A 14,196-nucleotide genomic window follows, 5' to 3' on the forward strand; every position below is an offset into this window, starting at 1 on the left:
GGAGTGCACATGGTCACGAATTCTGACGCTGGATCGCGTCGAGGGTCGGAGTCGGATTACGAGAAGGACTTCGATGAGCTCCGGGGGCTCGCCGACGATCCTGGTCGTGATCGTCTCATCCGCCGGTCGCTGGACGTACTCGCCGCGGACAGCACCCGCCCCGTGCTGCGCGACTTTGCCGAAGACGTTCGCCATGGGCGGATGAGCCTGGCCGAGGCCGCTTCCTCCTCCGCCTACGCGGAGGAGTTCACCACCCACGTGCGCGGCTTCCTCGACTGGTACTCCCAGCTGTCCGACGACGAGCGAGCGGCGCGGGCCGCCGCGGGCGAGGCCTACCTGGCCTCGCTCACAGAGGAGGACGACCTCGAGGAAGCCTCATGAACGCTTGGAGAGGGACCGGCTCACCACTCGGCGAGCGAGCCGTCGTCGCGCCGGAACGTCGGAGTACGCCACCGGTGGCCCACCTCCGCGGCCCGCGCGACCTCCTTCTCGTCCACCTCGATGCCGAGCCCGGGCTTGGTCGGCCGGGTGACATAACCGTCGGCGAACCCGAAGACCGACGTGTCCACGAGGTAGTCGAGCAGGTCCGAGCCCTCGTTGTAGTGGATGCCGAGGCTCTGCTCCTGGATCAGCGCGTTGGGGCTGGCGAAGTCGACCTGGAGCGAGGCCGCCAGGGCGATCGGGCCGAGCGGGCAGTGCGGCGCGAGCGCGACGTCGTACACCTCCGCCTGAGCGGCGATCCGGCGCACCTCGGAGATCCCGCCCGCGTGGGAGAGGTCCGGCTGCGCGATCGCGATGCCGGCGCTCAGCACGTCCTTGAAGTCCCAGCGGGAGTACAACCGTTCTCCGGTGGCGATCGGAATCGACGTGGAGGAACAGATCTGGCCGATCTGGTCGGTCAGCTCCGGGACGAGCGGCTCCTCGACGAAGAACGGCAGGTAGGGCTCGAGGAGCGGCAGGGTCCGCCGGGCCATGGCGACCGTGAAGCGGCCGTGGAAGTCGATGGCGATGTCGAAGTCGGGCCCGCACGCCTCCCGGATGGCCGCCACCCGGTCGACCAGGGCGAGACACTGCGCGGCGGTGTCCACCCGGCGCATCTCCCCGCCGCCGTTCATCTTGATCGCCGTGAAGCCCTGGTTCTGCATGTTCTTCGCGGCGTCGGCCACCACGTCCGGCCGGTCACCGCCGATCCAGCCGTAGACCCGCATCCGGTCGCGGACGTGACCGCCGAGCAGCTGGTACACCGGCACACCGTGCACCTTGCCGGCGATGTCCCACAGCGCCTGGTCGATCCCGGCGACCGCGCTGGAGAGCACCGGCCCGCCGCGGTAGAAGTTGCCCTTGCTGAGCACCTGCCAGTGCTCCTCGATGCGCAGCGGGTCCTGGCCGACGAGGTAGTCGGCCGCCTCGTCCACCGCCGCCGCGACGGTGTGCGCGCGGCCCTCGACGATCGGCTCGCCCCAGCCCGTCACGCCCTCGTCGGTGTCGATTCGCAGGAAGCACCACCGTGGCGCCACGAGATAGGTCGTCAGGCCGGTGATCTTCACCCGCGGACTCCTTCCACGCATTCGTCGACGCGACCGAGCACCGTCCGCACGGGGACCGGCACCGGCGTCGCGTACATCCGCGACGACGCTACCGGAGACCCGGCCGCCGCGGGCCATGCCCGGCCCGCCGCGACCGGACCCGGCCCACCGGCGCGGTGCGCGGCCCTTCGGACCGAAGGGGCTAAGGTCGGCGGTGCGGTTGGTTCACCGGTTCGCTCGCTCGGGCCGGTGAGGCAAGAGGGAACCCGGTGCAAATCCGGGACTGCCCCGCAGCGGTGAGTGGGAACGACAGCCGTGAGATCGCACTGGGCGGCATCATCAGCCACCTGGGAAGCGACGGCCAGTAGGAAACACCGGAGACGTACTGCCGGTGGCGCCCACGAGTCCGAAGACCTGCCATCCGTCCGTGGGCCACCCGGCCCGCGGTGGTCCGTGGCCTCGTGGGAAGGCGTTCGGACGACCGGTGGCTTCCGCTGTCGTCGTTCGACCTGGTCCTCCCCTCGTCCGCCCCGGGCTCCGAGTTCCCGAGGGAAGGACTCCATGGAAACCGTGCGTACGACCGTCCTCGGCTACCCCCGGATCGGGGCGCGCCGTGAGCTCAAGCGGGCCACCGAGGACTACTGGGCCGGCCGGATCGACGCCGCGGCACTGCACCAGGCCGCCGCCGCGCTGCGCCGCGACACGTGGGAAACCCTGCGCGACGCGGGCGTCGATCTCGTTCCGTCGCACACGTTCTCGTTCTACGACCACGTACTCGACCACGCCGAACTGTTCGGCGCCGTCCCGCGCCGGTTCGCCGGGCTGGACGGGCTCGACCGGTACTTCGCGATGGCCCGCGGCACCGAGGGCACAGCGCCGCTGGAGATGACGAAGTGGTTCGACACCAACTACCACTACCTCGTCCCCGAGCTCGGGCCGGACACCACGTTCCGCACCGCCGGTGCGCGGTCCCGGCCGGTCACGGAGTACGAAGAGGCAGCCGCGCTCGGTGTCACCACCCGGCCCGTCCTGCTCGGCCCGCTGAGCTTCCTTCTCCTGGCGAAACCCGCGGTTGACGCACCGAAGGACTTCCGCCCGCTCGACCTGCTCGGCCCGCTGCTGGACGCCTACGTCGGGCTCCTTGACGGGCTGGCCGACGCGGGCGTGGAGTGGGTGCAGTTGGACGAGCCCGTCCTCGCCGCCGACCGCAACTCCGCCGAACTGTCCGCGCTGAGGACGGTGTACGACCGCCTGGGATCGCTTGCACACCGGCCGAAACTGATGGTGGCGACGTACTTCGGCCCGATCGGCCCGGCCCTGCCCGTCCTGGCGGGCACACGGGTGGACGGGCTCGCGCTCGACCTCGTGGCCGGAGCCGCCGACGCGGACCGGATCGCGGCGGCCGGGCTCGGCGATCGCACCGTGGTGGCCGGTCTGGTCGACGGCCGCAACGTCTGGCGGACCGACCTGGCCCGCGCAATGTCGGTCGCGGCGTCCCTGCTCGGCTCCGTCGGGGACCTGGTGGTCGGCACCTCCTGCTCGTTGCTGCACGTTCCGCTCGACCTCACCCTGGAACCCGATCTGCCCGACGGACTGCGCGACCGGCTCGCCTTCGCCCGGCAGAAGGTCGACGAGGTGGTCCTGCTCGGCCGGGCCCTGCGCGAGGGACACCAGGCGGTCCAACGCGAACTCGCCGCGGCGTCGGCCGCCACCGGCACCGCCGAGGACACGGTGGACGGGCGGGTCCGGGCCCGGCTGGCCAGCCTGGGCACCGGCACATCCCGGCGCGACTACGCCGAACGCGCCCGGCTGCAGGCCGGCGCGCTGCCGCCGTTGCCGACGACGACGATCGGCTCGTTCCCGCAGACCGCCCGGATCCGCCGGGCTCGGGCCGACCTGCGCGCCGGCCGGATCGACCAGGCCGCCTACGACACGCGGATGCGGGGCGAGATCGACGAGATCATCGCGCTGCAGGAGGACATCGGACTGGACGTGCTCGTGCACGGCGAGCCCGAACGCAACGACATGGTGCAGTACTTCGCCGAACGGCTGTCCGGGTTCGCCGGCACGTCCCACGGCTGGGTGCAGTCCTACGGCACCCGCTACGTCCGGCCGCCGATCCTGTACGCCGACGTGGCCCGGCCGCGGCCGATGACGGTGGAGTGGACGACGTACGCCCAGTCCCGGACCGGCAAGCCTGTCAAGGGGATGTTGACAGGACCGGTCACCATGCTGGCCTGGTCCTTCGTTCGTGACGACCAGCAACTGGCCGAGACGGCCCGGCAGGTGGCGCTCGCGCTGCGCGACGAGATCCGCGACCTGGAGGCGGCCGGCATCCGCTACATCCAGGTCGACGAACCCGCCCTGCGTGAGCTGCTCCCACTGCGGGCTGCGGACCAGCCTGCCTACGTCGACTGGGCGGTCGGCGCGTTCCGGCTGGCGACCTCCGGCGTCGCCGAGCGGACGCAGATCCACTCGCACATGTGCTACTCGGAGTTCGGCGAGATCGTCGACACCATCGACGCCCTGGACGCGGACGTCACCAGCGTGGAGGCGGCGCGGTCGCGGATGGAACTCGTCACCGACCTGGCCAAGGCCGGCTACCGGCGCGGCATCGGCCCGGGGGTGTACGACATCCACAGCCCGCGGGTGCCCACCGTGGCCGAGATCGAGGAGGCACTCCGGCTGGCGCTGGAGGCGGTGCCGCCCGACCGGCTGTGGGTCAACCCCGACTGTGGCCTGAAGACCCGCACCTACGCCGAGGTCGAGCCGGCGCTTCGGAACCTGGTCGAGGCCACCCGCCGGGTCCGCGCCAGTTTGCCCGCCCGCCGACCTGCCTGAGTCCGGTCGTGTCGGCGCCGCTCACCGCGAGGGGCGCTGGCACGGGCCGCGACCTCTCCGGCCGGGCGACGGCCTACCCTGCTGCACGTGGCGCAGCTTGTCCTGCGGACCGGCCCGGAGATCGCCGAGTACCCGCCGAGGACGACGTTCGGTCCCCGGACCCTCGTCGACTTCGAGTTCGTCTGGCTGCTGCGGGGCAGCGCCCACTGGCAGTGCGGCGACCACCGGCTCGACCTGCACCCGGGCACCCTGCTCCTGGCAAGGCCCGGCATGCGCGACCACTTCCGCTGGGACGCAGAACGCCCCTCCGCACACGCGTACGCACATTTCGGCGTCGCGGACGCGGGCAGCCTGGGCGACCCCGACCGCTGGCCGCTCACCAGATCGCTGTCACCGGCGGACCCCATGGCGGCGCTGTGTGAGTACGCGCTGTGGCTCGCGGCCGGCGCCCCGAACCCCGACCTCACCCGGACCGCGGAGGTCCTGGGCTGGCTGCTCGACCTGTTCGTCCGCGGACCGGTACCCGACGACGTGGCGGCCGACGCCGGGCTGTCGCCACACCTGCGCCGGCTGGCCGACTCGGTGGCCGCCGCCTGGCGCAACGACGGCACCCGCCCGCTCTCGCTCGGCGAGCTCGCCGCGGCCGCGGGTGTATCGCCCGGACACCTGAGCCGACTGTTCCGGGCGGAGTACTCCGTGGGCCCGGTCGCCGCGATGGAACTCGTCCGCCTCGCCCGGGCCGCCACTCTCCTCCAGCGCAGCAACCTCACCGTCGCCGCGGTCGCGAACGCGTGCGGCTTCAGCAGTCCGTTCCACTTCTCCCGGCGCTTCCGCGCGGTCTACGACGTACCTCCCCGCACCTACCGGAGCGCCCACGCCACCGACGACCCGCACGAGCCACTCACCCGCGCCGGCGTGCTCCGGCTCGCCCGACGGCTCCTCGCCGACCACACCTGACCCGCCCGAGGGCATTCACACGAGCGCGGGGTGACGGACGGCGTAGGTACGAGCCAGCGTGAACGTGCGCTCGGCGACGTCGCGGATGCTGCTCCGGTCGAAGCCGTACAGCGCGCTGCGCAGCACGTCGCCGAACGGCGAGGTCCAGTGCCGCGGGATCCCGCCCCGCCCGGCGAACGCCCCGGCGGCCGACCCGACCGTCGCGCCGTTGGAGTCGGTGTCCAGACCTGCCTGGACGGCCAGCCCGATCGCCGTGCCGTAGTCGTCGTCGGCGTAGAGCAGGGCGAGCGCACAGGCCGCGGCGTTGTTGATGGTGTGGATCCAGTGGTAGTGGCCGTAGCGTTCCCGCAACTCCGCGACCGCGTCGTGCCAGTCGGCGTGCTGGTCGCGTGCCTCCACGGCCCACCGAAGCGCCTCGGCCAGGCGGGAACGCCGCGGCACGTGCCGGATCGACTCCTCCACCGCCTCGCACAAGGATCCGGCGGTGAACGCCGCGGCCACCAGCGCCGCCGCCCACATCTCGCCGTAGATGCCGTTGGCCACGTGCGACAGCGCGGCGTCCGCGAACGCGAGCACCGCCGCGTCGCGCGGCCTGCCCGCACAGACGTACCCGAACACGTCGCCACGGATCTGCGCACCGATCCACTCGCGGAAAGGGTTGTCCACCACCGCCGACCGGCCGGGTTCGACGCCGCACACCAGGTTGCGGTAGGTGACGCGTTCGGCGGTGTAGGTGAGGTGGTACGGCAACCGCTGCAGCCACTCCTCCGCGACGTCGGCGGTGGTGAAGTCGAACCCCTTGCTCTCCAGCAGGTGCAGGCCGAGCAGGGTGTAGTCGAGGTCGTCGTCGCGCGGGGCGTAGCGGATCCGGCCCTTGGTGGTCTCCGTCCACGACGGATGCAGCACGTAGCCTTCCGGCATCGGCTGGAGCCGGCTCACGTAGTCGCGGACCGGATAGTTGCCGGTGAACTCTAGGTAGGAACGCAGCCGCTCCGGCGTCCAGAACTCACCGTCCTCCACGGGCTTGCCCAGGCAGTTGCCCGCGCACCGCCCCAGCCAGGCGGCCTGGATTCGGTCCCGGAGTTCGGCCGCGCCGATCGGCCGGAACGGTGTGGTGGTGGTGGACGGAAGCTCGTCGAGGATCTCGGGGAGAGTGGACGGCTCGAGGTAGGGCCAGTCCGGCCTTTCGGGCACGGTGGCCAACTGGTCGAGCAGCAGCCGGGCGAGGTCGGGAGTCACCTCACGCGCCGGGCCGGACAGCTGTGCGGTCACCGCTGACACGTCGTGACCGGACTCGCTCCGCTGGGCGAGTTCGCGGTCGAGAACAGTCGGCAGGCTGGCGTACTCGATTGCCACGGGCTCTCCTCACAGGTCCGTCACGGCCCCCAGGGGTGCCGATGCGGCCTGTCGCGCATCCGGCGAGCCCACTCGGGCGGGGCGCCTTCGTAGAATGCGCCGATGACCGCAAGCTCGTACAGCAAGATCCGGCTGGTTCTGGCGTCGGCCTCCCCGGCTCGGCTCGCGACGCTGCGAGCCGCCGGGATCGAACCTGACGTGATCGTGTCCGGCGTGGACGAAACGGTGGACACCGGCGCGACCGACACCGCCGGGCACGCGCTCGTCCTCGCCCGCCGCAAGGCCGAGGCCGTGGCCGCCGACCTCGGCCGGGCCGGTGAAAGCCGCTCCGACGGCCAGGCCGGCCTGGTGGCCACTCCGACGGTGGTTCTGGGCTGCGACTCCGTCCTGGAGTTCGACGGCGAGACGCTCGGCAAGCCCCGGACCGCCGCTGAGGCCCGGCGCCGCTGGCTGCGCATGCGCGGCCGAAGCGGCGTCCTTCACACCGGCCACTGTGTGATCTCCCCCGAAAGCGGGCGGATCGCCCAGGGCACCGCCTCCACGACGGTGTGGTTCGCCGACGTCACCGACGAGGAGATCGAGGCGTACGTCGCGACCGGCGAGCCGCTGGCGGTGGCCGGTGCGTTCACCGTCGACGGGCTCGGCGGCGCCTTCGTCGAGCGGGTGGAGGGCGACCACCACAACGTTGTGGGCGTCTCCCTGCCGTTGCTGCGCAGGCTGCTGCGCGAACTCGACGTCGCCTGGCCCGAACTCTGGAACCGTTCCCACTGACTCCATCGACGCCGGCCCCGCGTCAACCCCGGCTTGCGTGCGGCGGGCGCACCGCCGCACGCGGCCGAGGGGCGCAGGACCGGGCCGTCGTCAGGCCTTTCCTTCCTCAGGACTTCGGGCGCAACCTGAGGTTCTGCATGCCGCCGTCGACACACAACTCGACGGCGGTGCTGGCAGCGGCGCCCGGCGAGGCGAGGTAGACGATCCCCTGCGCCACCTCCTCGGCCGACACCAGCCGGCCCATCGGCTGCCGGGCCTCCAGCGCCTTGCGCTCGGCCTCGGGGTCCTCGGCCTTGTCCAGCAGCCGGCCGACCCACGGGGTGTCCGCGGTGCCAGGGTGGACGCAGTTGACCCGGATGCCGTCCTCGAGATGGTCGGCGGCCATCGCGAACGTCAGCGCCCGCACCGCCCCCTTGGACGCGCTGTAGAGCGCTCGTTGCGGGATACCCGCGGTGGCCGCGACCGAACAGGTGTTGACGATCACCGCCGACGGCGACTGCCGCAGGTGCGGGAGCGCCGCGCGACTGACCCGGGCGATGCCCACCACGTTGACGTCGAACACCCGGTGCCACTCGGCGTCGTCGTTGTCGGCGACGGTGCCCTGCGCGCCGATCCCGGCGTTGTTGACCAGGACGTCGAGCCTGCCGAACCGGCGTACGACCTCCGCGATCGCCGCGGTGACCGACGCGTCGTCGGTGACGTCGCAGGCCACACCGACCAACGGTGCGGGTACGTCGTCGGGCTTGAGGTCCAGGCAGGCGACCTGGGCACCCTGCCGGGCCAGCCGGCCTGCCGCGGCCAGCCCTATGCCGGAGGCGCCACCGGTGACCGCTGCGACCAACCCGTCGAACTCACCCATCGATCTACTCCCCTCGTTCGTACTCACGCCTCAGGCGTCGACCAGTCGCTGCCGCTGCTTGCCCAGTCCGTCGATCTCGAGCTCCATCACGTCACCGGAGCCGAGGTAGGGGAAGCGCCCGGACAGCGCGACGCCCTGCGGCGTGCCGGTGTTGACCAGGTCGCCCGGGTCGAGGACGAGGTACTGCGACAGGTGCCAGACGAGGTAGGCCACGTCGAACACCATGTCGGCGGTGCTGGAGTCCTGCCGGACCTCGCCGTTGACCGACGAACCGAGCCGCAGCTTCTGCGGGTCGACCTCGTCCGCGGGCACCAGCCACGGCCCGAGCGGGTTGAACGTCTCCGCACACTTGCCCTTGGACCACTGGCCGCCGGACTGCTCGATCTGGAAGGCGCGCTCGGACACGTCGTTGGAGACGACGTAGCCGGCCACGTGCTCCAGTGCGACCTCCGGAGACTCGAGGTAGCGCGCGGTCTTGCCGATCACCACGCCCAGCTCGACCTCCCAGTCGGTCCGGGTCGCACCGCGCGGGACCACCACGTCGTCGTAGGGGCCGACGACGGTGTTGGGGTGCTTGAAGAAAAGGATGGGCGTCTTCGGCGGCGGGTCACCGGACTCGGCGGCGTGCGCGGCGTAGTTCTGGCCGATGCACAACACCGCTCCCGGACGGGCGATCGGCGGGCCGACCCGCAGCCCGCTGCCGTCGGCCGGGTCGTCGATCGGCGACAGCCGGTCGGAGGCCACCGCCTCGCGGGCGGTGGCGATGCCGCCACCGGCGAGGAACGCCCCGTCGATGTCGTTGGTCACCGGGGACAGGTCGAGGAGCCGGCCGTCGTCCGTACGGACCGCGGGCCGCTCGGCGCCGGGGGCGCCAAGTCGCAACAACTGCACGTACGTGCCTCCTTGTCGCGGCGTCCTGGCAGACGTCGCACGTGGTGACGGCACCACTTCCGGCGACTCACCGGTTGGTCGCCGCCGGAAGCGGTGCCGTCGCGAACATCGGGACCCGGCGACCAGGACGTGTGTCGGAACACGCCCTGACGCCGGCGGGGAGGGTCAGCTCCAGCTGGACAGGCCGCGCTCGATCAGCCACTCCGCACCCGTGCGGGAGACGTCGAACGGGTCGCCGGGCGCCTCGTCGAGCTCGATGACGTGGTAGCCGACGTTGGTGCCGGCGGCGATCGCGGCGGGGTTGTCGACCGAACCCTGGCCGACGGCCGTCTGCAGCTGGCCGCGCACACCCGGGCCGTCCTTGACGTGCAGGGTGAAGACGCGGTCGACGTAGGAGGAGATGACCTGCGCGGGGTTCTGCCCGGCGGTGTGCGCCCAGTAGACGTCCACCTCCAGGAACACCCGCGGGTCGAGGTGGCCGACGAGGATGTCGTAAGCCGGGGTGCCGTCCTCGACGGGCTCCCACTCGAAGTCGTGGTTGTGGTAGCCGACCTTGACTCCGCGCGCGGCGGCCCGCTCGGCGGCGGCGTTCAGGCCCTCCGCCAGCAGCTTCACGCCGTCGGCCTTGGCCAGCACGTCGTTGCCCATGCCGCCGCCCACACCGGCGACCGCGCCGGGCACCGCTGCGACCAGCCGGTCGGTGCCGAGGATCTCCAGCTCGTCGTAGACACCGTCGGCCTCGTCGCCGGCGGAGACCGAGCCGTGCACGGCGACGACCTTCAGGCCGTTTGCGTCCAGCTGGGATCGGAACTCCCGCGCGTCGGCCAGCCGCTCCTCCAGCGGTCGCTGGGGGTTTCCGATGCCGAACGGCTCGACGGCCCGGAAGCCCTGCTCCGCGGCCCTGGCCAGGGCGGCACCGCGATCGGCGGCCATCGCGTCGCGCACGGTGTACAACTGCAGGGCGAGGGGTGTCGCCATAACTTCACGCTCCGTTGTGGATTGGGCGGTGGTCTGGACGCCAGGGTTGAGACAGTCCGGCCCCATCCTGCCGCAGCGGCCCCGGGGCTCGTCCAGCGTCCCAGTGCCTGAGACATGGCGTCCGCGAGAGGCCGCCCAGGTCAGCGGGCATGTCACCGCTCAGCTCGGCACGCGCGGATTTGGGCGACCGTCCGGGATCGGACACCGCCGTCACATCGGCCGGCGCCGACGTCACATCGGCGGGACGCCGCGCCGCTTGTCCGGCGTACGCCGGTCCTTGGTCTGGGCCGCGGCCAGCCGCGCCACGATCTCCGCGCGCAGGTCGGCGGGCTCCACGATGGCGTCGATCACCAGGTCCGCGGCCAGCCGGAGAATGTCGATGTCGTGTTCGTACTCCGACCGCAGCCGCTCGACGTAGGCGGCCCGCTCCTGCGGATCCTCGATCTGGGCGATGCGGTTGTAGTAGACCGCGTTGATCGCCGCCTCCGGACCCATCACCGCGATCTTCGCCGTGGGCAGCGCGATGCACGCGTCCGGGGAGAAGCCGGGCCCGCACATGGCGTACAGCCCTGCTCCGTAGGCCTTTCGTACGATCACCGACACAGTGGGCACGGTCGCGTCGGCCACCGCCGTGATCATCTTCGCGCCGGCCCGGATGATGCCCTGGCGCTCGACCTCGCTGCCGATCATGAAGCCGGGAACGTCGGCGAGATAGACCAGCGGGACGTTGAACGCGTCGCACAGCCAGATGAACCTCGCCGCCTTGTCCGCGCTGTCCACGAACAGCACACCGCCGCGCACGGCCGGGTTGTTGGCGACGATGCCGACGACCTGTCCCTCCAGGCAGCCGAACCCGACGACGAGTTCCGCGGCGTAGAGCGGCTTCACCTCGAAGAAGCTGTCGGCGTCCAAGAGCGCGTCCAGCAGGACGTGCATGTCGTATCCAGCGCTGTCCTGCGCGGGCACCAGGTCGGCGGTGAAGGGCCGGGCCGGCGGGCGGGCGTCGAACTCCGGCGGCTGGTCGCGCCAGGTCGCCGGCAGGTAGGAGAAGTACTCCCTGGCGAGCTCGATCGCCTCCTCGTCGTCGGCGGCGAGCAGGTCGCCGCACCCGGAGACGGTGGTGTGCATCCGCGCGCCGCCCATCTCCGACAGCGACACCTTCTCCCCCACCACCATCTCCGCCATCCGCGGCGAACCGAGGTACATCGACGCGTTGGACTCCACCATGATCACCAGGTCGCAGAACGACGGGATGTACGCACCGCCGGCCGCCGACGGCCCGAACAGGCAGCAGATCTGGGCGACCTTGCCCGACAGTGCGACCTGGTTGGCGAAGATCCGGCCCGCGCCGCGGCGACCGGGGAACAGCTCCACCTGGTCGGTGATGCGCGCGCCCGCGGAGTCGACCAGCCAGAAGATCGGCAGCTCGTCGCGCAGGGCGACCTCGGTGACGCGCACGATCTTCTCGACCGTCCGCGCGCCCCACGAACCGGCCTTCACCGTGGGGTCGTTGGCGACCACCAGCACCGGCCGGCCGTCGACCAGGCCGCGCCCGGTCACCACGCCGTCGGCGGGCAGGCCGTCGGCCAGGGCGTTGGCCAGCTGGCCGTCCTCGACGAACGTGCCCTCGTCGACGAGCTGCGCGATCCGCTCGCGGACGTAGAGCTTGTTCTGGTCGGCGAGCTTGGCCGAACCCTTCTCGGTGGGCCGCAGAGTGGCTTCGCGGGCGGCGGCCAGCTCCTGCGCGCCGTTCGTGCGTACGGGCTCACCCGTCGTCCGGACGGGCTCACCCGGCCGGGCGGGACCGCCTGGTCCTAGGGGCTGATCACTCACGCCAACTCCCCGTTCTGCCGACTTCCGCAGCCATCACCGGCAGGCTAGGCCATCTCCCGCAGGTGCTGCACGACCTGCCGAACCCACGCCAGGACATGTTTCAGGCCACCGGAAGTCCGAGCGAGCGGGCGATCACCATGCGCTGGATCTCGCTGGTCCCCTCGCCGATCTCCAGGATCTTCGCGTCGCGGTAGAAGCGGGCCACCGGATACTCCTCCATGAACCCGTAGCCGCCGAACACCTGGGTGGCGGTCCGCGTCGCGGTCACCGCGGCCTCGCTGGCGAACAGCTTGGCCATCGCCGCCGCCTGCTTGAGCTCCGCGGCCGGTCGCCCGGCGTCCTTCATCGCCGCCGCCTTGTACGTCAGCAGCCTGCTGGCCTCCACCGCCACCCGCAGGTCGGCGAGCTGGAACGACAACCCCTGGTTGACACCGATCGGACGGCCGAACGCGATCCGCGTCTTCGCGTACTCCGTGGCCTCGTCAAGGCAGCCTTGCGCCAGCCCGGTGGCCAGTGCGGCGATGGCGATCCGGCCCTCGTCCAGCGTCGCCAGGAACTGCCGGAAACCGGAGCCGCGCTCGCCCAGCAGGTGGTCGGCCGGGACGCGGCAGTTGTCGAACGACAGCGGGTGGGTGTCGGAGGCGTGCCAGCCGAGCTTGCGGTAGGCGGGCTCGACGGTGAAGCCGGGCGTGCCGGCGGGGACGATGATCGCGGAGATCTCCGGACTGCCGTCGCCGTCCTGGCCGGTGCGGGAGGTCACCGTCACCAGCGACGTGATGGGCGTCCCGGAGTTGGTGATGAACTGCTTGCCGCCGTCGATGACCCAGGTGTCCTCGTCGAGGCGGGCGCGGGTGCGGGTGGCCCCGGCGTCCGAACCCGCCTCCGCCTCGGTCAGGCCGAAGCCGGCGAGCGCCTGGCCGGTGGCGAGGTCGGGCAGCCATCGGGTCTTCTGCTCGTCGGTGCCCCACGCCAGGATCGGGCCGATGCCGAGCCCGACCGCGGCCTCCAGGGTGAGCCCGAGCGACTGGTCGACCCGGCCGATCTCCTCGATCGCGACGCACAGGCTGGTGAAGTCGCCACCGCTTCCGCCGTAGTCCTCGGGCACCACCAGCCCGAAGAGCCCGAGCTTGCCCATCGCGGCGACCGCCTCGACGGGGAAATGGTGCGCTTCGTCCCAACGGGCGGAGTGCGGGGCGATCTCGGCCCGGGCGAAGTCCGCGACCACCTCGCGGAACGTCTCGTGCTCGGGAGAGAGCTCGAAGGTCATGGTGGGCTCCCAGGAGCTCGCAGGTTTACGCTTACGTAAACGTAAGCCGATGCCGCCGATCCGCGCAAGGGGACGAAGGACATGCCAGAAGCAGCCGCCCCGACCTGGACGATCACGCAGCTCGCCGAGGAGTACGACGTGACGCTGCGGACGATCCGGTTCTACGAGGACAAGGGGTTCCTGGCGCCGGAGCGCCGGGGCAGTCAGCGGGTCTTCCACGCGCGCGACCGGGTGCGGCTGGGGCTGGTGCTGCGGGGCCGGCGGCTGGGGTTCTCGCTGCGCGAGATCGAGACGATCATCGGAATGTACGACGCGGAGCCGGGTGAGCAGGGCCAGTTGCGCTACCTGCTGGAGCAGATCGGCTCGCGTCGCCGGGAGTTGGAGGAGCGCCGCCGCGACATCGACACCACCCTCGCGGAACTCGCCGAGGTGGAGGGGCGCTGCCGTGAGGATCTGGAGCGGCTCGGCGCCGAGTGAGCGAAGTGGTCGGCGAGGAACGAGCCGCCCGCGCAGCGAACGAGAAGCCGAACGCGACCCTCGGACCAGAGCGGCTCGGCGCCGAGTGAGCGAAGTGGTCGGCGAGGAACGAGCCGCCCGCGCAGCGAACGAGAAGCCGAACGCGACCCTCGGACCAGAGCGGCTCGGCGCCGAGTGAGCGAAGTGGTCGGCGAGGAACGAGCCGCCCGCGCAGCGAACGAGAAGCCGAACGCGACCATCAGACCAGAGCGGCTCGGCGCCGAGTGAGCGAAGTGGTCGGCGAGGAACGAGCCGCCCGCGCAGCGAACGAGAAGCCGAACGCGACCCTCGGACCAGAGCGGCTCGGCGCCGAGTGAGCGAAGTGGTCGGCGAGGAACGAGCCGCCCGCGCAGCGAACGAGAAGCCGAACGCGACCCTCGGACCAGAGCGGCTCGGCGCCG

The 14,196-nt window shown here is 71.7% G+C and carries 12 protein-coding genes and 1 riboswitch; of the genes, 5 read left to right on the forward strand and 7 right to left on the reverse strand.

Annotated features, from left to right (window positions below):
• Nucleotides 1-9 precede the first annotated feature (9 nt).
• Complete coding sequence (locus tag F4554_RS21475) at nt 10-381, forward strand: hypothetical protein (protein WP_179789236.1); 372 nt, start codon at nt 10-12, stop codon at nt 379-381.
• A 20-nt stretch (nt 382-401) separates the two neighbouring features.
• On the opposite strand, the gene dgoD is transcribed toward F4554_RS21475, so the two are convergent.
• Nucleotides 402-1,547, reverse strand: a complete 1,146-nt coding sequence (gene dgoD / locus F4554_RS21480) for a galactonate dehydratase (protein ID WP_179789237.1) — start codon at nt 1,545-1,547, stop codon at nt 402-404.
• A gap of 183 nt (nt 1,548-1,730) precedes the next feature.
• Nucleotides 1,731-1,962: riboswitch (cobalamin riboswitch) on the forward strand.
• Nucleotides 1,963-2,087: 125 nt separating this feature from the next.
• Between dgoD and metE the strand changes: the two genes are divergently transcribed.
• Nucleotides 2,088-4,367: a 5-methyltetrahydropteroyltriglutamate--homocysteine S-methyltransferase gene (metE, locus tag F4554_RS21485; protein ID WP_179789238.1), complete on the forward strand. Its 2,280-nt coding sequence runs from the start codon at nt 2,088-2,090 to the stop codon at nt 4,365-4,367.
• 87 nt (nt 4,368-4,454) lie between these two features.
• A complete protein-coding gene (locus F4554_RS21490; protein WP_179789239.1) occupies nt 4,455-5,324 on the forward strand; it encodes a helix-turn-helix domain-containing protein in 870 nt (289 codons plus the stop codon).
• A gap of 15 nt (nt 5,325-5,339) precedes the next feature.
• On the opposite strand, the gene F4554_RS21495 is transcribed toward F4554_RS21490, so the two are convergent.
• Entirely contained in the window at nt 5,340-6,680 is a 1,341-nt protein-coding gene (locus tag F4554_RS21495; RefSeq protein ID WP_202889406.1) for an ADP-ribosylglycohydrolase family protein, read from the reverse strand.
• A gap of 102 nt (nt 6,681-6,782) precedes the next feature.
• On the opposite strand from F4554_RS21495, the gene F4554_RS21500 reads away from it, so the two are divergent.
• Complete coding sequence (locus tag F4554_RS21500; protein ID WP_179789240.1) at nt 6,783-7,451, forward strand: Maf family protein; 669 nt, start codon at nt 6,783-6,785, stop codon at nt 7,449-7,451.
• A gap of 106 nt (nt 7,452-7,557) precedes the next feature.
• Here the strand turns inward: F4554_RS21500 and F4554_RS21505 are convergent, their stop codons facing one another.
• The 5 genes from F4554_RS21505 to F4554_RS21525 all read right to left on the reverse strand — a co-directional run bounded on the left by F4554_RS21505 (nt 7,558) and on the right by F4554_RS21525 (nt 13,279).
• Nucleotides 7,558-8,310 (reverse strand): SDR family NAD(P)-dependent oxidoreductase, encoded by a 753-nt coding sequence (locus F4554_RS21505; RefSeq protein WP_179789241.1) that lies wholly within the window; start codon nt 8,308-8,310, stop codon nt 7,558-7,560.
• A gap of 30 nt (nt 8,311-8,340) precedes the next feature.
• A complete protein-coding gene (locus F4554_RS21510) occupies nt 8,341-9,201 on the reverse strand; it encodes a fumarylacetoacetate hydrolase family protein (RefSeq protein WP_179789242.1) in 861 nt (286 codons plus the stop codon).
• 165 nt (nt 9,202-9,366) lie between these two features.
• A complete protein-coding gene (locus tag F4554_RS21515; protein WP_179789243.1) occupies nt 9,367-10,179 on the reverse strand; it encodes a sugar phosphate isomerase/epimerase family protein in 813 nt (270 codons plus the stop codon).
• 231 nt (nt 10,180-10,410) lie between these two features.
• Nucleotides 10,411-12,012 carry an acyl-CoA carboxylase subunit beta gene (locus tag F4554_RS21520; protein ID WP_337796150.1) on the reverse strand — a complete coding sequence of 534 codons (1,602 nt, stop codon included), beginning with the start codon at nt 12,010-12,012 and terminating at the stop codon, nt 10,411-10,413.
• Nucleotides 12,013-12,112: 100 nt separating this feature from the next.
• Nucleotides 12,113-13,279 (reverse strand): acyl-CoA dehydrogenase family protein, encoded by a 1,167-nt coding sequence (locus F4554_RS21525; protein WP_179789244.1) that lies wholly within the window; start codon nt 13,277-13,279, stop codon nt 12,113-12,115.
• Nucleotides 13,280-13,360: 81 nt separating this feature from the next.
• Between F4554_RS21525 and F4554_RS21530 the strand changes: the two genes are divergently transcribed.
• Nucleotides 13,361-13,756: a MerR family transcriptional regulator gene (locus F4554_RS21530; RefSeq protein WP_179789245.1), complete on the forward strand. Its 396-nt coding sequence runs from the start codon at nt 13,361-13,363 to the stop codon at nt 13,754-13,756.
• Nucleotides 13,757-14,196 lie beyond the last annotated feature (440 nt).

It is taken from the genome of Actinopolymorpha rutila (assembly GCF_013407855.1).
GTDB classification, from domain to species: Bacteria; Actinomycetota; Actinomycetes; order Propionibacteriales; family Actinopolymorphaceae; genus Actinopolymorpha; species Actinopolymorpha rutila.

Bases quoted from the DNA above. Each gene is read 5' to 3' on its own strand.
- F4554_RS21530 (WP_179789245.1), top strand. From the start codon at position 13,361: ATGCCAGAAGCAGCCGCCCCGACCTGGACGATCACGCAGCTCGCCGAG.
- F4554_RS21500 (WP_179789240.1), top strand. From the start codon at position 6,783: ATGACCGCAAGCTCGTACAGCAAGATCCGGCTGGTTCTGGCGTCGGCC.
- F4554_RS21515 (WP_179789243.1), bottom strand. From the start codon at position 10,179: ATGGCGACACCCCTCGCCCTGCAGTTGTACACCGTGCGCGACGCGATG.
- F4554_RS21525 (WP_179789244.1), bottom strand. From the start codon at position 13,279: ATGACCTTCGAGCTCTCTCCCGAGCACGAGACGTTCCGCGAGGTGGTC.
- F4554_RS21475 (WP_179789236.1), top strand. From the start codon at position 10: ATGGTCACGAATTCTGACGCTGGATCGCGTCGAGGGTCGGAGTCGGAT.
- F4554_RS21505 (WP_179789241.1), bottom strand. From the start codon at position 8,310: ATGGGTGAGTTCGACGGGTTGGTCGCAGCGGTCACCGGTGGCGCCTCC.
- metE (WP_179789238.1), top strand. From the start codon at position 2,088: ATGGAAACCGTGCGTACGACCGTCCTCGGCTACCCCCGGATCGGGGCG.